We start from the raw sequence: 25,482 nt of genomic DNA, 5'->3' as shown, positions 1-25,482 counted from the left end.
GTCGATCAATTCAAAAAATCTGCGGCGCCTGTCGGCGAAAAGGCCGTCATTTCGCGGGCCTGACGCCGGTACTCGCGTGGAGTGCAGCCCCGCAGACGCAAGAAAATACGGTTGAAATTGGAAAGGTTGTTAAAGCCGGAAGCCGCACCGATTTCGGTGATCGAAAGCCTGGAACTGGCCAGCAGATGGCACGCATGACACACCCGCAACCGATGCAGGAAAGACATAAACGTATCTCCTGTTGCGGCCCGGAACTGGCGCGAGAATGTTGAGGCACAAAGTCCCAGATTCTGTGCCAGATGGTCATGGCGAATTTCGGACGGGTCCATGGCCATAAGGGATGTGATGACGCCGCTCATACGTTGCATTTCCGGACTATCGAGCCCCTTGCTCTCACCTTTGAGCGACAGTGTTCTGAAAGGTGTAGACGTCAATGTGACGAGAAGATCCAGACAGGCAGCCAACCTCCCAGCGCCTTGGAAAGTGCCAATCGCCTCAAGCTTCTCTCCCAGACCAAGTGCTTCTGGGCCAGTGAACTCGACGCCAAGAGCGGATGCCTGAAGCAGATTTCTCAGTCCACCCAGTTCCGGGCAAAGCGTCATCAGACAGTCAATCCATTTAGCGCTAAACTGAAGGACGACATCGCGTCCTGTGAGCACTTCACCCGGCTTTAAAGGACTGAACCACCCATGCGGCAGATCCGGCCCGACCAGAACAAGCTGGCGTGGTCCAAAACTCCCGATATGGTCTCCGATGATCGCACGGCCTTCGCTCTGTGTGATCAGGTGCAGTTCGTATTCCGGATGATGGTTCCAACGGGCCAGCGGGCCGGGATAGTCATGCTGATGCCAGCGAAAACTGGTGTTAGGGTCCGCATGGATCATCTCGTAAACAGGACGCGTATTTCCTTCACTGACAGGCGGTTTTATTGTCAGGGAACTGATCGTTCCAAGCGCTGATACACGGCTGGAAATCGGAGCAAACGGCCTCTGTCTGGATATTTTCTGTGTTACGGACATGATGGCACCGCTTCTCAGAGAGCAATCTGGAGTTTGACGTCGCTTGGTCGAGCCTCGGCAGCCCGCTCAAACGCGGCAATCCCCTGATCGAAAGGAAATGTTTCCGACACAAGCGGTTTGAGATTGATCTTTCCCGTACTGATGAGTCGAATGGCACGCTCATAAACATTTGCGTAGCGGAACACCGTTTCCATACGGATTTCCTTGGCCTGCGCCGCTACGATGTCGAACGGAACCTTCTGCAGAGGCATACCGACGAAGACAATGCTTCCGCCAGGCCGCACACATGCCAGAGCATCGTCATAAGCGCCGGCAAACCCGCTCGCTTCGAAAACAACATCCACGCCCCAGTCAGATCCACAGATGGCATCCACAACATCACGCGGCTTTTCGTCACGAACGTTGATGGGCCTGATACCGTCATACTGTCCGGCAATAGCAAGCTTGGCGGGTGCCAGATCCGTGACGAAAACCTGCCCCGCCCCGGAGGCAAGTGCGGCCAATGCGGTCATGATCCCGATAGGGCCACACCCGGTCACAAGACAGATATCACCAGGCTTGATGGCAGCCTTGACCGAAGCCTGTACGCCAACTGCAAGCGGTTCGATCATCGCACCTTCAGCGAAGCTCACATTGTCCGGCAGTTTGAAGGTGAAGGCGGCTGGATGCACGACGGAATGCGTAAGACAGCCGTGAACGGGCGGCGTCGCCCAGAAGCGGACGGCGGGATCTACGTTGTACTGGCCCATCAGCGTTGCGCGGGACTGTGGGTCTGGAATGCCGGGCTCCATGCATACCCGGTCACCAACTTTCAGCGATCTGACATGGCTTCCGACTTCCGTTATCGTCCCAGAAGCCTCATGTCCCAGCACCATGGGTTCACGAACAACGAAGGGGCCGATGGCGCCATGTGTATAGTAATGCACATCGCTGCCGCAGATACCGACCGTATGAATGGCAATCCGGACGTCATTTGCGCCAAGTTCCGATGGAAGGTGAATCTCGCGCAGGGAGAGTTCACCTTTCTTTTCGAGCACCAGTGCCTGAGCCATACCCAACCGTCTCCTGCCACACATTCCAACATCAAATGTGATTAAGAGCAGGGATTATATGTTATATATAACAACGTATAGGGTATTTTTTCCTAAAAAGTGATACTTTTTTGATTGGGATAATTGCGGAGGTTAGATCCCCCATCACCAAAACTTTTTATAAAATATTGATATAACTATATTTTATTGAAAATTTTCTATGAAAATCAGGGAATATGCCTCTCTGTAGATTGGAATTTTTCATGTTATAGGTAACAGAAATATGAGGTCTGGGATGCTCCAAAAGCTCCCGATAAAAGGCTCAATCAGTGGCTTGCTCAGTGCCGCATTGAGCATTTCATAAATGACCCGATATTCACATACACAGCATAAAGACTGTGCGACGCAGCCATAAAAAGGCGGTTACGGCGCTGGCCGCCAAAACACAGATTGGCACACCGCTCGGGCAGCGGAAGAAAAGCCCGGGCTTCGCCGTTCTTTCCAAAGACCTTGACGCCATTTCCCTCAGATCCGCCCCACCCACACCAGAGATTTCCAGCGTCATCGCAGCGTAGGCCATCACCCATCCCCTGCGCAGCATCGATCAGAATATGACGATCAGTCACCCGATCCCTGCTCTCATTCAACTGACACGCCCAGATCAGATTTGGAGAAGCCCCGGTATCGATCACATAGAGAATGCTGCCATCGGGAGAAAATGCCAGCCCGTTGGGATTAAGAAATCCATCCTCAATGAGCTGAATTCCGCCCCTTGGCCCGACCCGGTAAAGGGATGTCGGAAGTTCCTGTTCACCCCGCCCTCCCCCTTCATAGGAAGATCTGAGGCCATAATCCGGGTCGGTGAACCAGATAGCACCATCTGCGGCGACCACCACATCATTCGGAGAATTAAGCTGGCACCTGCTGAATCTGTCAGCGATAACGGTCATCGTGCCGTCATGCTCTGTCCGCGTGACGCGTCGGGTCTCATGCTCGCAGGTGATCAGTCGCCCCACAAGGTCGCGGGTATTGCCATTGGCAAAGCCAGAGGGGCCACGAAACACCGAAACCTGCCCGGTCTCTTCCGTCCATCGCAGGATACGGTTGTTGGGAATATCGCTCCACAGCAGGAAGCGCCCGTCTCCAAACCAGACAGGCCCCTCCCCCCATGCCATTCCTGTTGCAAGACGTTCCGTATCAGAGTTCGGCAAAAAGCAATCGAACGTCGGATCGTACAGAACAGGCGCATAGTCCACGCGCGCGAGATAGTCTTTCTGAGCGGGAACCACTCCCGGAAACAGTGACGTATTCATCCGACCACATGCTCCTCTTCGCCTTCCATCTTTGCGCCAGGAAGAACCGCAGGCCGATAGGCCACAATACTCGCCACCAGAACCGTACCAACCAGAACACTTCCGATAATGGCGGCAGGCAACCCGTAGATCACACCCAGCATTGGCACCAGAAAGCCTGCCACACCCTGCCCCAAAGCCGCGACTGCGTAGCTTGTGCCCATCCCGAGCGACCGCGTCTCGGAGGGGAAACGCTGTGACAGATAATGCGGGACAAGAGCGAAAATGCTGTTTCCAAACATGCCGACGCCAAACGCTCCAGCCAGCATGACCGTCATGTTATGTGCCGAAATAAACGGCCAGATCCCAAGTGCCGTCAGAGCGAAATACAGCATGAACACCATTCGGTCTCCCAAGCGGGATGCCAGAACTCCGCACAGCGGTTTCCCCAGCAGGGAGCCGATGCAATACGCCGCGATGAACGGAAAAACATCAGCCGGAGACATATGACGGTCTGAGCGCAGGAATGTCGGATAAAAGCTGTACATCGCAGCATTCTGGAACTGAACAAAAGCCATGAAAATCAGAGCCTGAAGCGCTGCTCCATCAAGACGGAAACCAAACTTCCGCCGCTGGACCTGTTGCTTCGGCATGGACTGGAGCTTGAGCCAGACCGGGCTTTCCGGCACGCCCCGACGAATGAAAATCGCCAGAAGTGCGGGTATGACCCCGATCAGAAACAGCGCCCTCCATCCCCAGATCGGGAGAATGATGGCCTGCGCCGCTGCAGCAGCGAAAAAGCCGCATTCATATCCCGACATCATCAGCGACGACGCCAGAGAACGCGCACGCGGCGGCACACTTTCCATGAGGAGGGCTGCAGAAGCGGTCCATTCGCCGCCAAAACCGATCCCGAACATGAACTGAACCACCAGCATGGCCAGATACGTCCATGTCATGGCCGTCGCGCCGGAAAAGACCGCAAACCAGATCACACCGATCATAAAGGTCAGCTTGCGACCATACCGGTCCGACAGCCAGCCCCAGCCGGTATTACCCACCACACGCCCGACACTCTGGGCTGTAATGATAATTCCCATGGCCGTCAGGCTGACACCCAGATCCTTTCCGATATCCGGCAGGCAGAGCAAAAGCGCCACCTGATCGAAGGCATCAAGAAACCAGCCCAGAAACGCCGCCAGCGTGACCCGCCAGTATGGACGCAGAAGCTGGAACGCACTCACGTTCTGGTCGGACGCCGAAACGGGTTGGGACAGAATGTGCTCATGAGACACGATATTGGTCCTCTTTCGAAACATGCCGGCCTGTCGGCCGCACATTCTGTGTGTTCAAAAAAACGAAAAAAGCAGATGCGAACAGGCTCAGGTCCAGCCGCCATCCACAACAAATTTCTGCCCCGTGCACATCCGGCTGTCATCGGCGCCCAGAAACAGCGCCAGACTGGCAACATCCTCTGGCTGTATCCGGTCAGAAATGCACTGGTTGCGGTCAATCGCCGCTTCCCCTTCGGCATCCAGCCAGAGCGCCTTCTGCTTGTCCGTCATGACCCATCCCGGCACCAGAGCATTGACGCGGATACGCGACGGCCCCAGTTCACGCGCCAGCGCGTTGACCAGTCCATGCACAGCGGCCTTGCAGGTCGCATAGATGGGATATCCTGCGTTCTTCTGCATCCAGCCCGTTGAGCCGAAGCAGATGATTGACCCCCGGCTCTTCTGCACCATGACAGGAGCAACTGTCTGGGCCGCAAAGAACTGCGACTTGATGTTGATATCCGTCAGGCGCTGCCACAGGACTTCGTCCGCTTCTTCCAGCGTGTGTCGACGGTCGTTCGCAGCATTGGCAATCAGAACATCGACCGTTCCAACATACTCCTGCGCTTCCGCAAAAGCTGATCTTGACCGCTCAACATTCGTAACATCGCATGGCACAAAAACGGGAGGAAACGGCGCACCTGCCAGTTCCGCAGCCAGTGCTTCACCAGCGGTGTCATCAATATCGAAAAAAGCGACCTTTGCACCCTGCCGGGCAAACGCCCTGACCATGGCCGCTCCGATCCCGGTCGCACCGCCCGTAATCAGGACGGCACGGTCGCGCAGGCTGGGATAGATCGCCAGATTGTCTGTGAATGTCATGACAGCCGCATCCTGCATCATGATTTTACCACTCTGCCACAGAGCCGTCCGCATGGCGCCAGACAGGATTTCTCCAGCGATGTCCTTCAGCAGCTTTGGCCTTCACATACTCCTCGTTGATTTCAATCCCCAGACCGGGGCCATCAGGAATGGCGACATGTCCATCCACATAAGAGAACACCGAAGGATCGACGATGTAATCCAGCAGGTCATTGCTCTTGTTGTAATGAATACCGAGGCTCTGTTCCTGAATGAACGCGTTATAGCTGATGGCATCCAGCTGAAGATTGGCTGCCAGAGCGATCGGCCCGAGCGGACAATGCAAAGCGACAGCGACGTCATAAGCCTCTGCCATGGCAGCGATTTTCCGCGTTTCCGTAATGCCCCCGGAATGGGAGGGATCAGGCTGGATGATATCGACGCAGCCCTGTTCCAGAATGCGCTTGAAATCCCAACGCGAAAACAGACGCTCACCCAGCGCAATGGGAATGGAGGTCTGGGCGGCAATTTCCGGCAGAGCCTCGAAATTCTCGCTCAGAACAGGCTCTTCAATGAACATCAGGTCGAAGGGCTGAAGTTCCCGCGCCAGAACCTTGGCCATCGGCTTATGCACACGCCCGTGGAAATCCACACCGATCCCGACATACGGCCCCACTGCCTCGCGGATGGCCGCGACCCGGGCAATCGCTTCATCCACTTTCCTATGGCTGTCGATGAACTGGAGCTCTTCCGTGCCATTCATTTTCACAGCCGTAAAACCGCGATCCACGACTTCTTTGGCAGCGCGTGCGGTATCAGCCGGACGGTCTCCGCCAATCCATGAGTAGACACGAATGCGGTCACGACACTTTCCGCCCAGAAGCTGCCAGACCGGCACATTGAACGCCCGCCCTTTCAGATCCCAGAGCGCCTGATCAATTCCGGCGATGGCGCTCATATGGATCGCACCACCCCGATAGAAGCCCGCACGATACATGACATTCCAGTGGTCTTCGATCAGGAACGGGTCTTTGCCGATCAGGTAATCGGACAGTTCCTCGACCATGGCCGCCACAGTCGCGGCCCGACCTTCGACAACAGGCTCGCCCCAGCCAAAAATACCTTCATCCGTCTCAATTTTCAGAAACAGCCAGCGCGGCGGAACCATATAGGTCTTGAGTGCCGTAATCTTCATGATGATGTCCTGTCGTGAATTTGGAAATGACGGATTCAGTGGCTGGACGATGCAGGAAGCGCATCAATAAATGCTCGGGCCTTGGCCGCGATTGTGTCCGCGCTGTCGCCCTTGCGATACAGAGCCGATCCCAGCCCAAATCCGGCCGCACCGACGCTGAAATATTCCTGCATCGTCTCAGGCCGGATGCCACCGACAGGAATAAAGGCCGTACCTGCGGGGAATACGCTTTTCCATGCGGCCAGAACATGAGGGCCGAGCTGTTCGGCAGGAAACATTTTCAGCGCATCAGCCCCTGCAGCCAGAGCCGCAAATCCCTCCGTAGGCGTACAAACTCCCGGCGTGCAGATCAGACCATGAGCTTTGGCTTCCCGAATAACGGCGACGTCTGCATGTGGCATGACAATCAGCCTGCCATTATGACGCGCCACATCCCGCACCGCTTCCGGAGATGTGACGGTCCCGGCGCCAATCAAAGCCCGATCGCCAAATGTCTCCTGAAGCAGGGCAATACTGCGAAAAGGATCAGGCGAGTTGAGCGGGACTTCAATAATGGTAAAGCCCGCATCCACCAGAGCCTGCCCTGCCCCAAGCGCCTCTTCCGGACGGAGCCCGCGAAGGATGGCAATCAGGGGGCAGCGCTTCAAAGCATGAGTGAACATATTCATGCACCTACTCCTGAAAATGGCTGGGATCTGGCTCCATCCGGAACCAGTCCTGCCAGATGAGCAATTTTTATCAGCCCCGCTGGCGCGGTATTCCCGAAAACCTCGGGTTCAGGCTGACTCAGCAGACGAAAAGCCCTGAGATACCGCGCGCAGAGAGCATCATCACCGACCAGTACGGTTCTGTGCGACGCCCTATTGAGACGGGGGCCGGAATAGACCTCGTTCCCAATCAGCAGACCCGACAGATAATCGGGCACGGCAGCAGGCGAGAGCCGCCCGGCCAGAACGCGGCTCCGTGCAGAAAACAGCAGGGATGAAACACTGTCTTCAGACGCCCCGGTCCGGACACCATCTTCGAAAGCCATGATGGACTCAGCATCAGACGGTCTTTCTGGAGCGCTAAACCTTCCGAGGATGCTGTGTGCCTTCAACACAGCATAGAGTTCGCCCGTCATGAATGTTCGAAACCCGACGATCCGTCCCTGATGGATCTGTGCCCATTTCGAATGGGTTCCGGGAAGAACGATCGTCACGTCCTCAGCCAAACCAGGACGAAGGGCGAGAACACCCAGAATCTGCGTTTCCTCACCGCGCATGACGTCGGGGACCGCTGCATCATCCCGAACACCCGGAATGATCGAAAGCACCCCTTGCCCTGTCTGGACCATCTTCAGGGACGTCGCCAGTGCATCCGGAGAAACAGGACAGGAAAGATAGGGCGCTTCCGCCCATCCATTCGCACTTCCAACCATCCCGCAGGCAATTGCCGGGGGCAGAACAGGAAGGCTCCATAAGGCCAGAAGATCTTCAAGAACCGCGGAAAATCCGCCTTCCGGCAGATTCAGAATTCCGTGTTTGCTGTGATACTCCTTCAGAATCTGGCCGCTCTCCGTCATCAGCCAGGCCCGGAGAGAAGACGTCCCCCAATCCAGTGCAAGGAGGGCCGGAAGTCCGGCAGAAGACGCGCTCATATGACGCCACCCTTCCAGCCAAGATGGCGGGACACCGTCTCGGCAGCTTTTTGCACCACCGGAACCAGTTCCTCCATCCGTTTCAGGGGCAGATAGGGCGTTGCACTGGCCACACTGATGGCCGCAACAATATCTCTCGTGACATCACGAACAGGGACAGCAACACAGTTGATACCCAGTTCATTATCCTCAAGGTCAAAGACGCAGCGGTTCGCACGGTAGTGCCGCATCCGATCCAGCCAGCTTTTGAACTGAAGCGGATCAGCGCCGGAAACATCGTACAAATGCCTCCACGATGCCTCATCATCATCCATGATAAGGGCGCGACCAACTCCTGTGAGCGCCAAAGGCATGCTCTGCCCGACGCGGGAGCGCATTTCCAACCCTCTCTGCCCGTCAACCTTATCGAGATACAGAACACGGTCTCCCATCCTGATCCCGAGATGGACCGTATCCTGTGTTGCAGCTCCGAGAGATTGAAGAACGGGACGCGCCAGAACCAGAACTGGATGTTCCTGCCGGGCCAGTGCGCCCAGTTCAGCCACTTTAGGTCCAAGCTGATAAGCGCCCGAATGATCCTGAGAAAGCCAGTGCATCTGAACGAGCGCTGACGCCAGCCGATGTGTCGTGCTGCGCGTACACCCTAGGCGATCAACCAGCGCATTCAGCGTATCGCATCCTTCACCGACAGCGCGTAGCAGGGACAGGCCCCGGCCCAAGGCCTGAGTACCTTCAGGCCACTCTGACGCTCCGTCAGGAGACATATCCACTCTGCTGCTGTTGCTATCGGATCTGGTCATACTTTCGCATATACATCCCATAATATGGGATTGAAACCACATATCGGACGATTCGAAACATTTTTATGTGATATTAGATGATTGTGTAACGACACTACGTCCCAAGTGATATCTTGCCACCTTGTCCGCACGGCGAGGCCTCAGACACGAAACGCTCAATAAGAAGGCAGACATTGCGCGCCAGAGGGGTTTTCTTCCCATGACTGGCCATCCCGATTTCCGAAAACGTCTCTCCCAAATCCAATGGAATTCGAACAATTTCAGACGGCGCGGTGTAAGTGGCATTGGCAGGAACAATCGCAACGCCGAGCCCTGCCAGAGATGCCAGATGAATGGCTGTTGTGAACTCATGAAAATATTTGATTTCAAGCGGGACCAGACCGTTCTGATAAAAACTGCTGAGCAAAGCGTCATGAAAACCCGGTGCATTTTCGCGCTCCAACATCAGAAGCGTTTCCGAACTCAGGTCGGACGCAATCAACGAGGCACGCTTTGCCAAGGGATGGTGAGAGGGCAAAACAGCAAAAAACTGCTCTTTCCCAATGGGGCAAATATCAACCTCCAGATGCTGAAGAGGCAGACGTACAAATCCGATATCCAGTCGATGCTCTGCAATCGCCTCAACCTGACGGACCGAATTCATTTCCATCAGATCAAACTGGATAAAGGGGTACCGCTCCGCAAAATGTCGGAAAAGCGTTCCACCAAACATGGGAATAATGGAGGAGACAAAGCCAAGACGGATACTTCCAACAGTCCCGGCAGAAATATGTTTGGTTGATTTCTGTGCTTCATCAAGGATCGAGAGAATACGCCGGGCCTCTGTCAAAAAATTCTGCCCGGCGAGAGTCATAAAAACGTGATTCCGTGACCGATCTACAAGCTGGACACCGATTTCTTCTTCCAGATGTTTGATATGACCACTCAAAGCGGGCTGGACAATGTTCAGCCTTGCCGCTGCACGGCCAAAATGCAGCGTTTCGCCAAGCGTCGAGAATGAACGGAGATGTTTGAGTTCCATGATATGGGTTCCTGATCATGCCCTGTGATCAGTTTCATCGTGAAATAGAATTGGAAGTTTGCCTCGGAACCGGAAAGAACTTCGTGATCACCCGCTTGCTGGAGCAGGAAAACGTGTGACGAGGTCTCTCATGCCCATTGATCTTTCCAGAACACGTCCGTCCGGTCGCTGGTTGCGCATCATGCCGATCGTGTTCGTAACCTACAGCCTTGCTTACCTTGATCGCACAAATTACGGTTTCGGGGCGGCAGCAGGCCTTAACGAGGCTTTGCAGATTTCGCCCAATCGTGCGGCCTGGCTCGCATCGCTTTTCTTTCTGGGATATTTTTCATTTCAGGTTCCCGCTGCGGCTTATGCGCGTCGGCATAGCCCAACAAGAATGATCTTTTTCTGTATTCTGGGTTGGGGCGTTCTGGCGTCTCTGACCGGATTGATCAATAATTTCTGGTTGTTGGCTCTGGATCGCTTTCTTCTGGGTAGTATGGAAAGCCTGATCATTCCCGCAATGCTGATTCTGCTCACGGAATGGTTCACCCGCAGTGAACGCTCTCGTGCGAACACTTATCTTATTCTTGGCAACCCGGTGACCGTCCTGTGGATGTCCGCGATCACCGGATATCTCATTTCGCAATATGGGTGGAGGAACGTCTTCATCATTGAAGGAATTCCTTCCGTTCTCTGGGCATTTGTCTGGATCCTGACGATGTCTGACCATCCAGCGCAGGCAAAATGGCTAACAGTCGAAGAGCGCGAAGCTCTTGCGCAACAACTCGCCATTGAACAGCACGAAATTCCGGAGCGTCACGCAAGCATATGGTCGGTCCTCACAGACGGACGTGTGCTTAACTTGAGCGCTCAACTTCTTTTATGGAGCGTGACTGCTTATGGTTTCATCATGTGGTTGCCCGATATTATCCATAGTGGCGGCTCAAGCATGGGAAATACCGGTCTGCTGGCAGCCGGACCCTATGCAGCCTCCGTAGTTCTGATGATCGTCGTCTCGTATATTTCAGACCACTATCAGATCCGCAAAAATATTGTCTGGCCGCTTCTGGTTGTTTCGGCGCTGTGCTTCTTCGGCAGCTATTGGCTGGCCGAATACAGTTTCACCCTTGCCTATCTCTGCATGGTTCTTGGATGCGCCACGATGCAGGCGCCACTTGGGCCGTTTTTTGCCATCGCTCCGGATATTCTCCCCCGTGAAGCCGCCGGGATTGCGATGGCTGTCATCAATAGCGCGGGTGCGTTGGGCGGCTTTCTCGGTTCCTGGATCATTGGATACATTCAGGCGCGAACCCATAGCGTCAGCCTCAGCTTCGCTTTCATGTCGGCGTTCATTCTGGCGGCAGCCATTCTGATGGCTTTTTTCAAAAGCCATCCTACCCAGAAAAATCAACGGTCTCCCGAGCTCTCCGGAGCGCATCCGGGTGTTTCCGCTACCTGAATCTGATTATTTCATCCTCTTTGTAAGGAAAAGACAATGCTGCTCAAACGCTCACAGATTAATTCGAGCATCGATCTGGCAATCGATACCTTTCGCAAACATAGCATCAGCCTCCCTGACTTTGCCTACTGGTCTGCAAAGGACTGGGCCACAAAGGGCCATGAAGCGAATGAGATCCGTGACTGCATGCTGGGATGGGATGTAACGGATTTTGGACAGGGTGACTTTACCCGGATCGGCCGTACCCTGTTCACTCTCAGAAATGGTTCGCTTCGCCGTCCGGGTTACACGAAGAGTTATGCTGAAAAACTGATCCTCGACCCAGAAGGACAACGCTCGCCCGCACATTTTCATCGCACGAAAATGGAAGACATCATCAATCGTGCAGGCGGCGTTATTTTAGTGCAGCTCACAAAAGCAGGCGCAGACAACAAGCCTGCGCAGGAAAGTTTCCCCATCCATGTTGACGGTATTGTCCGTCAGCTCAATCCGGGTGACCTCGTCCGGCTCGAGCCGGGACAGAGCGTCTGTATTCCTCCCCGCACAATCCATCAGTTCTGGGGCGAAGATGGAAGTGGTCTCACGGTCAGCGGTGAGGTTTCGTCTCTCTGTGACGACCATGAAGACAACTTCTTTCTTGAGCCCTCGGCGCGTTTTCCAGAAATAGATGAAGACGACGAACGGCGTTACTTTCTCTGCAACGAATATCCTGACATTTCCTGAAATATATCACAGGAGAAACGAAGATTTCTTTTCTCCTGTTCTTCAAGATTGACGATGCAGCGTTTGGCCCAACGCCTGTACTCAGGCAGAAATGGCATCAAGATCGTCTTTCAGCGCTTGTGTGTCCAACATTCCTTGCCGACCGATAAAGACAAGCCGGGTATCTGGATCAGACAGAGCTTTCTCGGGCGCTAATCCAATAGTAATTCGCGCTCCCGTCATCTGCAAAAGCAACGCACGCTGCGGAGCTGTAGCGAGATACAGGATCCCTTTCGCCCGAAGCAAAACCGCAGCATGGCGGTCAATTACAGTGCGGAAGCCTGTTAGGTCCACCGGAGAGTTCCGCCGCCATGCAAGACTGATGAAGTCGTCATTCACGTCATCCTCAGCCCGGAAAAAAGATTTTTCCGTTTTCCCTTCGAGAAGACGAAAAAGAGCCTCATGAGTCAGGAGACTGTCCGCACAAGACAGAACGGGTGCCCCGCCATGAAGCGCCTGAAGTTTTGCTTCTGCTTCCTGAATAGCATCCTTTCCAAGGTTGTCCGTATGGGACAGGACGGTCATGTCCGAAGAAAGGATCTGCTCTTTCCACAAAAGATCTCTTGTGATCCCGCTTTGCGCAATCACATCAAGTGCATTGACGACACAGATCACGCCTTCCAGAGCCGCATACTGCCACAAAATAGGATCTGCCAGCGCCCTGCGCATTTCCTGAAGCTTCGAAACCCCACTGCATTCGATAAAAATCGCCTCAGGCACGGGACTGCGAGACAGAAGCATCTTCAGCGTGGAGAACAGATCCGACTGCAAAGAGCAGCAGATGCAGCCGTTCTTCAGCGTCAGAACATCGCTATCCCGCCGCTCCACCAGTAATCCGTCAATATTAATCGCCCCAAAATCATTGACCAGAATGGCCAGACGACGACGTTTCTGCGTTTTGAGCAGCCGATTGAGCAGAGTGGTTTTCCCCGCACCCAGAAAACCGCCGACCACATATACCGGGACTGCGGCAGCCTGTTCCAGACCAGAGCCCTGCCTCATAGTACCCCGACATGATTACGAACCGGCTGCCCCGGAAAAGCGTCCCGGTTGAGTTCGCCCTCCGAAATCACGCTCTGACCATTGACCAGCAGATGATGTACGCCTTCCGAAGGGCGATTCATGGCTGCGAAATCTGCACGATCCGTTATCGTCCTGAGGTCGAACACGACAATATCGGCATCACATCCCTCCTGTAGACGCCCCTTCCGCACCATTTGCGGGCAAACCGTCTCCAGAATCCTTGCTGGCCCTAGCGAACAGCGACGCATGGCCTCACAGAGTGAAACCTTGTGGCGCTCCCGCAGATATTCTCGCAAAAAGCGGGAAAAAGTCCCTGACGAACGGGGATGAGATACGGCCTCCTCCGGAAGAGGCCAGCTTTTGCCCTCATAAACGGAGCCATCCGGCAGCGTCCAGGGCATGGCATCGGATGCGATCACGCCTCCCGGGTAGAGAACGGATACATCCAGCAGGTCCTGCGCCGCCGGGTCACTCTCCACGTCAAGAAAATGCCAGAGCACAAGCGTATCGGGCCGCTCCCGCTGTACGTCCAGAATTTCCTGCCGATTTTTAAACCGATGGCCGTCATCAACTTTCTGGATTGATGTATATGCACTGCCGGTTCGCTCCCTGAACGCGACCTCTCCAAACAGGGGCGATCCTATGACGGTAGAGCCTGTTCCATAAGGATAGGCCTCAACCGTAATGTTCAGTCCCTGCTTCTGTGCAGTGGAAACAAGCTCGGCCGCTCGGCGGATATCCAGCAGACTCGTGCTGTTAAAGTGACAGATATGCATATGCGCACCTGTCGCGCCCGCATATCCGATCAGACGGGTATAGGCCTCGATGGAACTGCGCGGGTCAATGTTCGAAGAATAGGCAATATGGGTATAGGTCGGAGCCTCATGCCGCTTTGCGAGCGAACACAGCTCCACAAGCTCTTTTGCACCACCTCCGGGCACATAGGCATGCGGGATCCCGATGCCCAGACCGCCTTGCTCCAGCCCCTGTTCGACGAGCGACAGAATAGTCCTCAGTTCCGCAACGCTCGCCGTATTCTCGCTCCATCGGGGGTCGTCATAACATTTCCCCATGAACGAAAGAGACGGCTCTACTGGCCGACCGATCATTGCGCTGATCCGCGCGAAGGCCCACGCGACCGACGCGCCATAATTCAGAACCCGACCACGCTCCTGCTGGCGAGCATACCAGTCAGAAACCGGCAGAATACCGACCTCCAGCTCCAGAGAGGTCGTCACTCCGTCAAACGCCTGCATGCGATCGGACGCAATACATTGCCCGTGGGCGTGAAGATCAATGAAGCCAGGGGCCATCACGAGCCCTGTCGCATCGATTTCACGCTTAGCCATGCCGGAAACAGCACCAACACGGTGAATAACGCCGTCCCGCACCGCTACATCCCCGATCTGCTCCAGACCTGTTTCAGGATCAACCAGCAGACCGTTACGGATCACGAGATCGAACAAATACTCAACCTCTCACACGATCCGGCCCCTCTCAGTGAGACAGGTCCGGAATTATGACCAGAAGATCTTCCAGAGCGGGCGCAATGCTGGCCACCGGTGTACGTTCATTCAGACCATGCATGAAGGAATCCGAGTTCTTGATGAAAATCGGGCTGATCCCATAACTTGGCACACCGTGAGAACGGAACCACATGCTGTCACTCGCTCCAGACGACAGCGCCGGGAAGACGGCTACTCCCGGGTAGGCAACCTGCATCCCGTGCTCGATGGCTTTGACCACATCCGAACGCATGGGAGAGGCAGCAGTCTGGACCGATCCCTCCGTTGCATCCTCAATCTTCATGGACGGGTCCTGCGCGGCCTTGCGCAGCTCTTCCATAATGGCAGCGCGCGGATGGCCTGGGAAAATCCGGCAGTTGATATTCGCCGTCACTTTCTGTGGCAACGCATTGAGCGCATGACCCCCATCAATCATGGTCACAACGCAGGTCGTTCCGATCCGGCCGATATAAGAGGGATCCGAAGAAAGGGTAAGAATAGCCTTTTCGTCCGCAGGATTCTTTGCAAAAGCTTTCATAGCCGCAGCCATTTCAGGCTTCTGCCAGCGGGCGGCATTCTGAAAATAGCTGCGGCTCAGCTCATTGACCTCTGGCTTGAAACGATGTTGCTGAATGCGCAGAAGGTCTGCCGCAAGTTCGTCAATCGCATTGACTGGTCGCGGTTCAGAAGAATGACCCCCTGGATTGGTCACGGTCAGGCGGAAATCTGCATAATTCTTTTCCGCTCCTTCCCAGGTGAAATAATCCGGCTTGCCCGTTTTCTCACTGAGTGTCCCGTTTGCGCCATCCATGTTCAGAACCAGCTCGGCATTGGAGAGCTTGTCCGCAATGATGGCGCCCGTCGCCATCGTCGTTTCCTCATCCCCGGAAAACTCAAGGATGATATCCCGTCGCGGCTTGTAACCTTCGCGTTTGAGCTCCAGAAGCGCGGCAATGGCCAGCGTGTCATCCAGCTTCATGTCCGTTGAGCCACGACCCAGAAGATAGCCGTTTTCAATCTGTGGCTTGAACGGATCATGCGTCCAGTCCGAGGCCTTGGCTTCGACGACATCCATATGTCCCGAAATCACCAGCGGCTTGAGGGACGGGTCCTGACCGGGCCAGCGTGCGATCAGATAGGCCGTATCCTTGTAAGGGGTGATGGTAATGTCCGATGGCGCAAAGCCGCCCTTGATCAGCGCATTACGGAACAATGCGGCCACTTCCGACGTCTGATTGCTCGGCCCTGCCACTGAGCGCAAAGCAATGGATTTTTCAGCCAGATCCAGAGCCTGATCGGCTGCGGCCTGATGGATGATGGTATGATTTTCAGGCGCACCCAGCGCCTGCTCGAGCGTCAGATCGCCAGCCAGCAGCAGAAAGCCGCTTTTCAGCACGGCCTTGCCAATCCGCTTCCGGGAAAGCTGCGTCCGTTTGATTACGTTCATGCTCTACTCCTGTTGATTGCCTGAAAATTCAAAGTCGAAACCACAATCCGGCGACATTTTAAAATCGCGCCAGACACATCATTTCGTGGGAAATTTTTTATCTTTTGCATCGCTTCTGGATGCAATTACGTCCACTTCGACAAGCCAGTGAGGATTACTCAGATGCGGAACTTCAATGACGGTCCGTGCAGGAAAAGCGCTTCGGAACCGGGCCCGATAGGCCTGCATCATGCCGTCGAAATCCATATGTCCCAGCCGTGGATCAGCGACCAGATAGACATGCATCTGCACGATATCCTGAAGCGTCATCCCGTAATGTTTCAGGGCCGCCGAGATCTGATCCAATGCACTTTGCATCTGCTCAGCGGTTGTGGTGCCGGATATCCTGTCCGCCGCAGGACCCAATCCTGAAACATAAACCGTTGCTGATCCGGCCGGGACCTGAACAGCCGTCGAAATCGGAAAATCATCTTTCGGATCAGAATAACGCTGAACGGACTGCGCAGACGCGCCCTGTCCGCATGCAGTGACCCCGGCAACAAGCAGACCGAACTGACCCCATCGGTGCCAGCCGCCTCGTGACATATCAGCAGGAAGACGTACGGGAGACATCACCGACGCTGCTCCTTCGAGACACGAATGCATAAAACAGAGTGGTCACAATCAGACTGACCAGCCAGGAAACATCCACCTTGTGAACATAAGGAACCAAAAACCCAGTAAAGAATTCATTCTTGAGAAAAGGGATTTCAACCAGAACACCCAGAACATAACTTCCAACAGCGGCCCAGTTCACATAACCATAGATGCCGCCGTCTTTCTGAAAGAACGACTCAACATCATAATCGCCATGACGCAAAATATAGTAATCATACAGATTGATCGCAGTCCACGGCACCATGACGGCCATGAGTATATCCAGAAAAGCAGCATAGGACTTCATGAAGCTGTCCGCCATTCCCAGTGCGAAGAAAAGAGACAATCCAAGCAGCGCGCATGTCAGTATCACCCGGCTTTTTAATGCGGCGCGCCATTCGGGCAGAAAAGTCTGAATGATCGTGATACTCGACAGCGCCCCGCAATAGACACTCATCGCATTGGCCAGAGCGATCGATACGGACAGCACGACCAGAACCGGAGCCCCCCACGTTCCCGCCAGATGCCCCAAGGACTGCACAACGCTCTCCCCGGGCCACTGCAGAACCAGAAAGGCCCCGAGAACCATCGGCAAAATCGTCCCCAGGACGGTGCCCCCGTAACTCGCCCAGAATGTGTTCCTGACGGACAGGCTATCCTCAGGCAGATACCGTGAAGAGTCTGAAACATAAGGCGCATAGGCGATCTGCCAGAGCGCCGAGATCGAAAACATGCCGAAGAAACCAGCGATCGAGCCGTGCATTTCCGTCAGAAGTGTGACCGGCATATGCCAGAACCCCACGATCAGACAGTACATGACCGCAATTCCGGACAGCCACGTCACGACCTTCGAACAGGCATGGATGGCACTATATCCCAAAATACACGGGACAAGACTGATAAACGCCAGCAGAAGAACTGCAGGAATGCGCCCGAGCAAAGGGAGTGCGTCGTCCAGCGCTTCGCCGCCGACGACACAGTTCGAGGCCGCAAAGCCGATATACATCAGCACGACCAGAACGATAATGGGTACTGCCCCCCAGACACCAAACTGTCCCCGGCTCTGCACCATCTGCGGCACACCGAGCACTGGCCCCTGCGCGGCATGAAGCGCCATGAAAACCGCGCCGACCAGATTACCCGCTATAACCGCCACAATCGCCCAGATCAGGGACAGATCAAAAATCTTTGGCCCTAACGCCCCTGTCACGATGGTCAGGAGCGTCATGTTCGTACTGAACCAGACCGTAAACAGGTCGCGGACACGTCCATGCCGGTGTTCCGTCGGAATCCGGTAGATCGTATGGACTTCGACGGACGGGTTGAACTCCGCCCTGCGACCCTGTGTTATCATCAGAATTCAGCCTTGAGCGTGCCATAATACTGGCGCGGCGCGCCAACGAGAAACGACTGATAATCACCAGACATCGGAATTCCTGTCTCTCCCATCGTAGAAATATATTTCGTATTCGTCAGGTTATAGACGTTGAACTCGAACGTCAGGTTCTGCACAAAATTCAGGCTTTTGGAATATTTTCCAAGATTGCCGAAGCGATACCGGGCACCCAGCGTTTCGATCCAGTAAGAAGGAATTTTCATATCCCCTGTATAGCTATAATTGCGCGTACCGAGGAACTGGGTATCGAGATGTGCGGAAAAATTCTGCCACTCGTAAGCTAGGCTGGCTTTATACATGAAGCGCGGATAGGCAACGATCTGCTGGCCTTTGATGTGATAGGTCGTTCCGGTTTCCGTAACGTTATTGTCATAGGTCGCATGATTGTAACTGATACTGTTATACAGTGAGAGTCCTTTGACGGGCATCACTGTGAGCCCGGCATCCAAACCGTTCATGGTCACGCCGCCGACGTTTGCAACCGTGGAAACGGGATTGACGATCGAACCCGACGTCACCTGCTGCAAACGATTGTGAAAATTCGTTCTATAGGCATATACCGACGCCAGTGCATATTTGTGCGTGAAGCGATACCCGACGGCAAAATTCCAGTCGGTTTCAGGCTTCAGCCCCCCATGCTGCAACAGCTGGTTATAGGCAGACTGCGAGACGGAAAAGGGCGAGGCTCCTTCCTTGAACGCCTGGACAGGATAGGATTTTACGTTTTCGGCAATATCGAAAAACAGCTCGTGATGTTTCAGGAAATGCCAGTCCCCGCTGAAATGCGGCAGAAACGCCCGGGCGGTCGTGATGCTGCCACCGGCAATCTGTCCAACGCCCGTATAACTCTCGTCATTGGCGTATTGCCCGCCTCTCACGGTCTGCAGAAGTGACTTGAAACCAAAATGCAGGGAAAGATTGGGAAGGACATGGTAAGTGTCCTGCACAAAAGCCGTAAAGCTGTTCGAATTAAAGTTCTGCCCCCATAGCGTGGCGTATGGATCGGGAAGTTCTCCCACCGAATTAACAGGTTTGGCCTTTCCGGATTCCACATCCGAAAGCAATGGCTCCTCGTAAGCGAAACGCCCGACATCGGTATGAAAGTTTTCGTACCAGACGCCGCCGCTGATATCATTATGTGCGATTTCATAATGAAGCGCAGAGGTAAAACCAAAACGCTGAGAGTGGGTTACGGTCGCCTGATCAATCAGCGGCGCGCCATTCGGGGAAGAAACATACGGGTTCGCCCATGTTCCACGCAAATACTGACCATGCCCATATACGACACTTTCCCACCTTAGACGGTCTGTCAGAGCCAGATTGGCCTTCAGGCCTCCAAGATAATCACGCTCGACCAGTGCGCCATCGTAATAGGAGGCATCCCACGGATCGGACATCTTTGAATAACCCGGCGGCAATGCCCCTCCCGGTAGACCATTTGCCGAAAGCGCGGACAAATACGCTTTCCTGTAAGCATTAGGGGTTCCGTAGAAATTATCGATCCTGTATCCGCCGTTCTTCAACATATCGAAGGACATATCCTGATACAGGTAACTCTGCGTCAGGTTGTAATCGAAGAAAGACGAAATACTGCTCCGTTCACCAATAGGTTGAACGAATTTTGCATTAACCTGCTGTCCAAACTGGTCGCCGCCCCCTTTCCATTTGTCCTGCGCGTTCCGCATGTAAGAGACGTAAAATCGCGTTCCGCTCTTGTTCAGATCGCCGCTATCCATTCTCAGGAACGTATGAAAACCGTTATTTGAACCAAATGTCTGTGATGCAAGGCCACCCGCTTTGCGCTTGGGATCGGAGGAAATATATTCGACGGAACCACCCAGATTACTTGTGCTGGCGACAGATTCAGCCCCGGCCCCCATGGAAACATCCAGACGTCCAACATTCTCAGCCGAAATAGCATTGACGGCATTGAGACCATTAAACGTATGGAACTCCTGATCGCCCAGCGGGATGCCATCCAGCGTCATGCCGATCTGATTTTGCAGAAAACCGTGCATATAAAACTGGGTAGACCAGGTATCCACACCCTGCGGATCATCAGACTGGAACATTATACCCGGCTGACGGGCCAGAATCTTGAGTGGGTTGGTGCCGGGCACAGCATCTGCCAATGCTGCCGCTGATACCGTTGTAACGGCACCACGAGGAACATGCCGAGCCGTCACCTGCATATTCTCGCTTTCCAGTGCCTCGCGCGCGGTGACGCGCCGGGCCCGTGCCGTCTTCGGGCGAGCGGGAACCGTCTGCGGTGTCTTGCCTGCATTATGATGGGTCGCAGTATGGGCCTGCGTCTTGGAAACGGCGGCCTGAGCTGAACAACAGGAAAATGCAGTCGTCGCGAGCACCCAGACAAGAAATGAAGACGCTCCTTTTCGTGCCTTGTCCGACTGGAGCCTCACCCCTGAAACGGGAAAACAACAGGTTTCATGGTCCGGTAATGGAATGTTATTTTTAGACATCATCTTCCCGTACTTTCCCAAAGCAGTCGTTGAGGAGACACGATCAGCCGCTGACAGGCCACAAAGAGAACTGAGAGGCATGTCGCCTTTTCAGATTAGACCATGTCATTCCAAAAAAGGGTTGTCTATGTCTATTCTGGTATCGAACCGATTTTTTACTCCCCATACTGTAGCCGACACCATTCAGACGACTCAGACCACCCTCTGAAAAATCCAGTTAAATCTCATTAAATCAATATTTTAATCCTCATATGCCTCTTCAGAAGCAGCACTTCCTCACCCCTCTGAAAAAGCTATACAAAAGATCAGAAAAACAGCCTTATGATCCTTTCCAGCTCTGGATATCCCAAAGAATCTATGGTTGTCTTTACAAGATAGACAATACCCCCTTTCTTTCCGTGGAGCTATCGCATGACTGCCGCTTCTGACTGCCGGACATCTTCCCTCTCCTTGGCCCGGACTGAAGTCCGTCACCTCCCAGTCTATAATGCCGGCCTGTCGGAAGAGGCCGTCAGGGCTAAATACGGGGTTTCCCAGATTACCAAGTTGGGGAGCAACGAAAACCCTTATGGGCCGTCACCTGCCGCTCTGGGCCACTGGGCCGAAATTGCATCCAGCCTGTTCCGCTATCCGGATGCTTCCGCGGAGGGACTGCGGGAAGAGCTGTCACGACAGACCGGAATCGACACAAACCGGATTGTTATCGGAAACGGATCCGAACAGATTATCCGTATGATCTGCGAAGCTTTCCTGTCCCCCGCAGATCGCCTCGTCACGGTTCTGCCCTCCTTCGGGCTGCATCTGATCTGGCCGCAGATGATGGGAGCCCGGGCAGAGGCGATTCCAATGACGCCAGAGGCCCGTTTCGATCTTCCTGCCCTGCATCAGGCCGTGACATCTGCTCCCCTCAAAGTCCTGATGTTCTCAAACCCTTCCAATCCCGTCGGCTGCATGATGACAGGCGACGCCATGCAGGCACTGATCGATGCCTGCCCGGCGGACACGCTGATTGTCATTGATGAAGCGTACTGGGAATATGCGCGCTCCAGCCAGGATTATGCCGACAGTCTGTCCATTCTCGAAAAACAGTCCCGCCCATGGATGGTTCTGAGAACCTTCTCGAAGGCTTACGGTCTGGCCGGGCTGCGCGTTGGTTACGCGCTCACGTCTGATCCCGGACTTACGGCCGTCATGACGCGGGTCCGCGATCCGTTCAACAGCAATAGCGCAGCGCTGGAAATGGCCCGGTTGAGCCTGCTCGATCAGGGCCACATGCTCAGGACGGTGGATGCAACCCTCACCGAAGGTCGTGCCCTGAAATCGGCTCTGGAAAAGCGCGGCTATTTCGTCGCACAGTCTTTCGCTAACTTCCTGTTCTTCGACGCACGCGAATCTGCTTCAGATCTGGCAGGACGTCTTCTCGAACACGGGATTATCCTCAAACCTTGGAAGGAAACAGGCTACGAGAACTGGATCCGGGTTAGCATTGCGCGCTCTGAAGACAGTCATGCCTTCCTGCAGGCCTTCGACCATGTCCGCAAACCCTTACATTCCTCTGCAGCCTGAAAAGGAAAGCGCCATGATCGGTTCTTCCGCCGCTGAACGCGCCGCGCGGCGTCTCACCCCTCTTTTCGGAGATCGCCTGACGGCCAACGCGACGGTCCGGGAGCATCACGCCCATGGAGAAGGGTGGCGTCACCCGGATCAAACCCTCCTGCCGGCTTATGTTCTGTTCGCCCGCACCACGCAGGACGTATCGGACGCCCTGAAAATCTGTCATGAGGAAAATGTTCCTGTCATTCCCTTCGGCGGTGGAACCTCTCTTGAAGGACAACTCACGCCTGTTCCGGAGTGCATCAGTCTCGATCTTTCCATGATGACGGACATCCTCGATGTCTCGACCGAAAACCTAACATGTCGCGTTCAGGCTGGCGTGACACGGCAGGATCTGAACCTCCATTTACGGACACAGGGCCTCTTCTTCCCGGTCGATCCCGGCGGAGAGGCAACCTTTGGTGGAATGTGCGCCACCCGGGCCTCCGGAACCGGTGCCATGCGTTATGGCACCATGCGGGCGAATGTCCTGGGCCTGACGGCCGTTCTGGCCGATGGGCGCATCCTTCATACAGGCGGTGCCGTCCGCAAGGCTGCCACGGGCTATGATCTGACCGGCCTGCTCATCGGGTCGGAAGGCACGCTGGCCGTGATTACGGAAGTGCAGGCGCAACTCCATCCCATCCCCGAAGCCGTAGGCGCTGCGGTCTGCCAGTTTCCAACACTGGCCAGCGCCGTGGAAACGGCCGTTCTTGTCATCCAGTGCGGTCTGACTGTCGGACGGATGGAACTGCTCGACGACGTCCAGATGGATGCCTGCATTCAGTATTCCCATCTTGAGGGCTATGAGGCTCTCCCCACCATGTTCTTCGAACTGACAGGTTCACCCGCCAGTGTTGCGGAACAGGAAGCCGTGCTGCGAGATCTTGTGGAGGGTCAGGGCGGACAGTCTTTCCGCTGGGCCACCGCTACTGAAGAACGTAACAGTCTCTGGAAAGCACGCCATGATGCTTTCTGGGCCTGTATGGCGTATCGCCCCGGTTACAAAGGCATCACAACCGACGCCATTGTCCCCATTGCCGCCCTGACGGAACTCATGACAGGCGCCAGAGCCGATATCGACGCTTCCGGCCTGCTGGCCCCCATTGTCGGCCATGTCGGTGACGGCAATTTCCACACCGTTATTCTGATCCCGCCCAATGACGCGGATGCCGAAAGACGTGCCCTCGAACTGGACCATAAAATCATCCGCCGCGCCCTCTCACTCGGCGGTTCCGCAAGTGGCGAACACGGAATCGGTCTCGCAAAGCAGCTCTTCATGACAGAAGAGCACGACCCCGCAGCCCTCTCCGTCATGCGCGCCATTAAAACCGCTCTGGACCCGAAGAATATTCTCAACCCCGGAAAACTCGTTCCCGCAGACGCCCCATGACCTTGCGCCCCATCCGTCTGAACAGCCTCCCCGGCACCCTCTGGAAGAACGGCGCCGGCACGACCCGACTGCTGATTGAACGGCCTGAATGGCGACTGAGCGTCGCCACCATAAGCCGGGCTGCGCCATTCTCCAGCTTCCCGGGTCTGTTCAGACAAATGGGACTTCTGGCAGGAAATGGCGTTCGTCTGCTTCCCGCGTCCGACACCCCGCCTCTTGTTTTAGGCCAACTCGGTGACCGCATCCAGTTTGACGGAGCCCTGCCGCTGACGGGTACGCCTCTTGACGGTCCAGTCGAGGCTCTGAACCTCATGCGCCCTGCAGACAGAAACGGTCCGAACCTGATCACGATCACACCAGAAAATCCCCCGGCGGGGAGCCTGCGGGGTTTTATCCCCGTCACGGGAGAATGGAACGTCCTGACGCACCAGCAGCACGACACACTCGCTCCTGGCGACATTTTTCTTAGCGAAACTCCGTTTGAACTGGCCATCCTGAAACCGGGTCAGATCGCCTACGGTATCAGCTGACAGGCCGAAGCATCGCCCTGCCCCGAGACCGAAGCGACGCAACATCAACCATCCCGCCCAGACGCAGGACATCGCGGATCTCGTCGCCCAGCCCGTTCACCAGACTGCGAACCCCTCTCTCGCCCCCCGCGGCCAGCGCCCAGGCCCAGGGGCGCCCGATCCCTACGGCCTGAGCACCCAGCGCCAAAGCGGTGACAACATCCCCACCCCAGCGAACACCTCCGTCCAGAATGATCTCCGTCTCGCCCTTCAGGGCTTCGGCAACATCCGGCAGGACGGAAAGCGATGACGGGGCCGGGTCCATCTGCCGCCCCCCATGATTGGAGATGATGACCGTCTGCGCGCCCGCTTTCTGACAGGCCAGCGCATCGCCCGCATCCATGATTCCCTTGACAGCAAGATGCCCCGGCCAGACAGACCGCAGCCACTCCAGATCCTTCCAGGTCAGGGTTGGATCAATCTGGGAGGCCGCATTTCTTGCCTGTTCCATCAGCGTGTTCCCCATGCCGTAGGGCGCCAGATTGCCGATTTTCGGCATCCCGTTCCTCAGCATCCCCGCTGTCCAGCGCGGATGCGTGGCCATGGACAGGATATGCCGCAGGGACGGACGCGTCAGATTGCGAAAACCATTGCGGACGTCGCGCAGCCGGAGCGGCGTGATCGGCGTATCAACCGTCAGGATGATGGTCCGGATGCCGCAGTCCTCCGCCCGACGCAGCATGTCGCGGGTAATCCCCCGGTCGCGAAAGACATAAATCTGTGCCGCGAGCGTTACCCCCGGCACACGCGATAACGTCTCCAGCGACTGGATGGCGAATGTAGACACCGCCATCGGCAAACCCGCCGAAGCCGCGACCCGCGCAGCCCGGAGTTCGCCGTCCGGACACATGAGGCCGCCAAACCCCAGCGGTGCGAACATGAAGGGAAGCCGGTGCGTGCTTCCCAGAAAAGGCGCGGACAGATCGCAGGCTGAAACATCAACCAGACATTTCGGAACAACCGCCCAGCGGTCAAAGGCCAGACGATTGGCGCGGACGGTACGCTCCGAGTGAGAACCGCCATTTACATAATCACGAAAAATACGGGGAAGAACCTTATCAGCCCGACGATGCAGCGCCGCGATGCCATGATGGTTCATCCC

General features: G+C 55.3%; 22 protein-coding genes. 5 read left to right on the top strand and 17 right to left on the bottom strand.

What is annotated here, in order from left to right:
- Positions 1-5: 5 nt before the first annotated feature.
- The 10 genes from JK176_RS03820 to JK176_RS03775 all read right to left on the bottom strand — a co-directional run bounded on the left by JK176_RS03820 (position 6) and on the right by JK176_RS03775 (position 10,132).
- Positions 6-884: an AraC family transcriptional regulator gene (locus JK176_RS03820; protein ID WP_249194175.1), complete on the bottom strand. Its 879-nt coding sequence runs from the start codon at positions 882-884 to the stop codon at positions 6-8.
- Positions 885-1,033: 149 nt separating this feature from the next.
- Entirely contained in the window at positions 1,034-2,071 is a 1,038-nt protein-coding gene (locus JK176_RS03815; RefSeq protein ID WP_211586483.1) for an NAD(P)-dependent alcohol dehydrogenase, read from the bottom strand.
- A 317-nt stretch (positions 2,072-2,388) separates the two neighbouring features.
- On the bottom strand, positions 2,389-3,363 hold the full coding sequence (locus tag JK176_RS03810; protein WP_211586482.1) for an SMP-30/gluconolactonase/LRE family protein: 975 nt from the start codon (positions 3,361-3,363) through the stop codon (positions 2,389-2,391).
- Positions 3,360-4,637, bottom strand: a complete 1,278-nt coding sequence (locus JK176_RS03805; RefSeq protein ID WP_328750726.1) for an MFS transporter — start codon at positions 4,635-4,637, stop codon at positions 3,360-3,362. Before JK176_RS03805 ends, JK176_RS03810 begins: the two co-directional genes overlap by 4 nt.
- 87 nt (positions 4,638-4,724) lie before the next feature.
- The gene (locus JK176_RS03800) at positions 4,725-5,498 is read right to left on the bottom strand and encodes an SDR family NAD(P)-dependent oxidoreductase (RefSeq protein WP_211586481.1); all 774 of its coding nucleotides are present in this window, start codon (positions 5,496-5,498) and stop codon (positions 4,725-4,727) included.
- A gap of 25 nt (positions 5,499-5,523) precedes the next feature.
- On the bottom strand, positions 5,524-6,672 hold the full coding sequence (dgoD, locus tag JK176_RS03795) for a galactonate dehydratase (protein ID WP_194268934.1): 1,149 nt from the start codon (positions 6,670-6,672) through the stop codon (positions 5,524-5,526).
- Between the two features lie 35 nt (positions 6,673-6,707).
- Positions 6,708-7,340 (bottom strand): 2-dehydro-3-deoxy-6-phosphogalactonate aldolase, encoded by a 633-nt coding sequence (locus tag JK176_RS03790; protein WP_211586480.1) that lies wholly within the window; start codon positions 7,338-7,340, stop codon positions 6,708-6,710.
- Positions 7,337-8,311, bottom strand: a complete 975-nt coding sequence (locus tag JK176_RS03785; protein ID WP_211586478.1) for a 2-dehydro-3-deoxygalactonokinase — start codon at positions 8,309-8,311, stop codon at positions 7,337-7,339. The genes JK176_RS03790 and JK176_RS03785 overlap by 4 nt, the downstream gene beginning before the upstream one ends.
- Positions 8,308-9,111, bottom strand: coding sequence for an IclR family transcriptional regulator (locus JK176_RS03780; protein WP_249194173.1), 804 nt, complete (start codon positions 9,109-9,111; stop codon positions 8,308-8,310). The genes JK176_RS03785 and JK176_RS03780 overlap by 4 nt, the downstream gene beginning before the upstream one ends.
- A gap of 94 nt (positions 9,112-9,205) precedes the next feature.
- The gene (locus tag JK176_RS03775) at positions 9,206-10,132 is read right to left on the bottom strand and encodes a LysR family transcriptional regulator (RefSeq protein WP_211586476.1); all 927 of its coding nucleotides are present in this window, start codon (positions 10,130-10,132) and stop codon (positions 9,206-9,208) included.
- 115 nt (positions 10,133-10,247) lie between these two features.
- Here JK176_RS03775 and JK176_RS03770 point away from each other — a divergent pair, with 115 nt between their 5' ends.
- Positions 10,248-11,576: an MFS transporter gene (locus JK176_RS03770; RefSeq protein ID WP_211586474.1), complete on the top strand. Its 1,329-nt coding sequence runs from the start codon at positions 10,248-10,250 to the stop codon at positions 11,574-11,576.
- Positions 11,577-11,612: 36 nt separating this feature from the next.
- Positions 11,613-12,299, top strand: a complete 687-nt coding sequence (locus JK176_RS03765) for a D-lyxose/D-mannose family sugar isomerase (protein WP_211586472.1) — start codon at positions 11,613-11,615, stop codon at positions 12,297-12,299.
- An 81-nt stretch (positions 12,300-12,380) separates the two neighbouring features.
- Here the strand turns inward: JK176_RS03765 and JK176_RS03760 are convergent, their stop codons facing one another.
- From JK176_RS03760 to JK176_RS03735, 6 genes are all read right to left on the bottom strand, one after another.
- Positions 12,381-13,340 (bottom strand): GTP-binding protein, encoded by a 960-nt coding sequence (locus JK176_RS03760; protein ID WP_211586470.1) that lies wholly within the window; start codon positions 13,338-13,340, stop codon positions 12,381-12,383.
- Positions 13,337-14,827 carry an amidohydrolase family protein gene (locus JK176_RS03755; RefSeq protein ID WP_211586468.1) on the bottom strand — a complete coding sequence of 497 codons (1,491 nt, stop codon included), beginning with the start codon at positions 14,825-14,827 and terminating at the stop codon, positions 13,337-13,339. Before JK176_RS03755 ends, JK176_RS03760 begins: the two co-directional genes overlap by 4 nt.
- Positions 14,828-14,858: 31 nt before the next feature.
- A complete protein-coding gene (locus JK176_RS03750) occupies positions 14,859-16,313 on the bottom strand; it encodes a M20/M25/M40 family metallo-hydrolase (protein WP_211586467.1) in 1,455 nt (484 codons plus the stop codon).
- A gap of 78 nt (positions 16,314-16,391) precedes the next feature.
- Positions 16,392-16,925, bottom strand: coding sequence for a Rid family hydrolase (locus JK176_RS03745; RefSeq protein WP_194263233.1), 534 nt, complete (start codon positions 16,923-16,925; stop codon positions 16,392-16,394).
- Positions 16,900-18,303 (bottom strand): cytosine permease, encoded by a 1,404-nt coding sequence (locus JK176_RS03740; protein ID WP_211586466.1) that lies wholly within the window; start codon positions 18,301-18,303, stop codon positions 16,900-16,902. Before JK176_RS03740 ends, JK176_RS03745 begins: the two co-directional genes overlap by 26 nt.
- The gene (locus tag JK176_RS03735; protein WP_211586465.1) at positions 18,303-20,828 is read right to left on the bottom strand and encodes a TonB-dependent receptor domain-containing protein; all 2,526 of its coding nucleotides are present in this window, start codon (positions 20,826-20,828) and stop codon (positions 18,303-18,305) included. Before JK176_RS03735 ends, JK176_RS03740 begins: the two co-directional genes overlap by 1 nt.
- 408 nt (positions 20,829-21,236) lie before the next feature.
- Here JK176_RS03735 and JK176_RS03730 point away from each other — a divergent pair, with 408 nt between their 5' ends.
- The 3 genes from JK176_RS03730 to JK176_RS03720 are packed head-to-tail and all read left to right on the top strand — an operon-like array spanning position 21,237 to position 24,341.
- Positions 21,237-22,391, top strand: a complete 1,155-nt coding sequence (locus tag JK176_RS03730) for a histidinol-phosphate transaminase (RefSeq protein ID WP_211586464.1) — start codon at positions 21,237-21,239, stop codon at positions 22,389-22,391.
- A gap of 13 nt (positions 22,392-22,404) precedes the next feature.
- Positions 22,405-23,811 (top strand): FAD-binding oxidoreductase, encoded by a 1,407-nt coding sequence (locus JK176_RS03725; protein WP_211586463.1) that lies wholly within the window; start codon positions 22,405-22,407, stop codon positions 23,809-23,811.
- Complete coding sequence (locus tag JK176_RS03720; RefSeq protein WP_211586461.1) at positions 23,808-24,341, top strand: HutD family protein; 534 nt, start codon at positions 23,808-23,810, stop codon at positions 24,339-24,341. Before JK176_RS03725 ends, JK176_RS03720 begins: the two co-directional genes overlap by 4 nt.
- Here JK176_RS03720 and JK176_RS03715 read toward each other — a convergent pair.
- Positions 24,334-25,479: an alpha-hydroxy acid oxidase gene (locus JK176_RS03715; protein WP_211586460.1), complete on the bottom strand. Its 1,146-nt coding sequence runs from the start codon at positions 25,477-25,479 to the stop codon at positions 24,334-24,336. The two genes, JK176_RS03720 and JK176_RS03715, sit on opposite strands and share 8 nt — an antisense overlap.
- Positions 25,480-25,482: the final 3 nt, after the last annotated feature.

The sequence above is a fragment of the Gluconobacter sp. Dm-73 genome, assembly GCF_018256215.1.
GTDB classification, from domain to species: domain Bacteria; phylum Pseudomonadota; class Alphaproteobacteria; order Acetobacterales; family Acetobacteraceae; genus Gluconobacter; species Gluconobacter cadivus.
The sequence above is the reverse complement of the archived record's forward strand: the minus strand, read 5'-3'. Positions and strand labels throughout refer to the sequence as shown.

What these genes read in the sequence shown, in the direction of transcription:
- JK176_RS03750 (WP_211586467.1), bottom strand. Translation starts at nt 16,313, where the DNA reads ATGAACGTAATCAAACGGACGCAGCTTTCCCGGAAGCGGATTGGCAAG.
- JK176_RS03765 (WP_211586472.1), top strand. Translation starts at nt 11,613, where the DNA reads ATGCTGCTCAAACGCTCACAGATTAATTCGAGCATCGATCTGGCAATC.
- JK176_RS03725 (WP_211586463.1), top strand. Translation starts at nt 22,405, where the DNA reads ATGATCGGTTCTTCCGCCGCTGAACGCGCCGCGCGGCGTCTCACCCCT.
- JK176_RS03715 (WP_211586460.1), bottom strand. Translation starts at nt 25,479, where the DNA reads ATGAACCATCATGGCATCGCGGCGCTGCATCGTCGGGCTGATAAGGTT.
- JK176_RS03785 (WP_211586478.1), bottom strand. Translation starts at nt 8,311, where the DNA reads ATGAGCGCGTCTTCTGCCGGACTTCCGGCCCTCCTTGCACTGGATTGG.
- JK176_RS03790 (WP_211586480.1), bottom strand. Translation starts at nt 7,340, where the DNA reads ATGAATATGTTCACTCATGCTTTGAAGCGCTGCCCCCTGATTGCCATC.
- JK176_RS03745 (WP_194263233.1), bottom strand. Translation starts at nt 16,925, where the DNA reads ATGTCTCCCGTACGTCTTCCTGCTGATATGTCACGAGGCGGCTGGCAC.
- JK176_RS03730 (WP_211586464.1), top strand. Translation starts at nt 21,237, where the DNA reads ATGACTGCCGCTTCTGACTGCCGGACATCTTCCCTCTCCTTGGCCCGG.
- JK176_RS03810 (WP_211586482.1), bottom strand. Translation starts at nt 3,363, where the DNA reads ATGAATACGTCACTGTTTCCGGGAGTGGTTCCCGCTCAGAAAGACTAT.
- JK176_RS03815 (WP_211586483.1), bottom strand. Translation starts at nt 2,071, where the DNA reads ATGGCTCAGGCACTGGTGCTCGAAAAGAAAGGTGAACTCTCCCTGCGC.
- dgoD (WP_194268934.1), bottom strand. Translation starts at nt 6,672, where the DNA reads ATGAAGATTACGGCACTCAAGACCTATATGGTTCCGCCGCGCTGGCTG.
- JK176_RS03760 (WP_211586470.1), bottom strand. Translation starts at nt 13,340, where the DNA reads ATGAGGCAGGGCTCTGGTCTGGAACAGGCTGCCGCAGTCCCGGTATAT.
- JK176_RS03800 (WP_211586481.1), bottom strand. Translation starts at nt 5,498, where the DNA reads ATGACATTCACAGACAATCTGGCGATCTATCCCAGCCTGCGCGACCGT.
- JK176_RS03720 (WP_211586461.1), top strand. Translation starts at nt 23,808, where the DNA reads ATGACCTTGCGCCCCATCCGTCTGAACAGCCTCCCCGGCACCCTCTGG.
- JK176_RS03780 (WP_249194173.1), bottom strand. Translation starts at nt 9,111, where the DNA reads ATGACCAGATCCGATAGCAACAGCAGCAGAGTGGATATGTCTCCTGAC.
- JK176_RS03820 (WP_249194175.1), bottom strand. Translation starts at nt 884, where the DNA reads ATGATCCATGCGGACCCTAACACCAGTTTTCGCTGGCATCAGCATGAC.
- JK176_RS03735 (WP_211586465.1), bottom strand. Translation starts at nt 20,828, where the DNA reads ATGATGTCTAAAAATAACATTCCATTACCGGACCATGAAACCTGTTGT.
- JK176_RS03740 (WP_211586466.1), bottom strand. Translation starts at nt 18,303, where the DNA reads ATGATAACACAGGGTCGCAGGGCGGAGTTCAACCCGTCCGTCGAAGTC.
- JK176_RS03775 (WP_211586476.1), bottom strand. Translation starts at nt 10,132, where the DNA reads ATGGAACTCAAACATCTCCGTTCATTCTCGACGCTTGGCGAAACGCTG.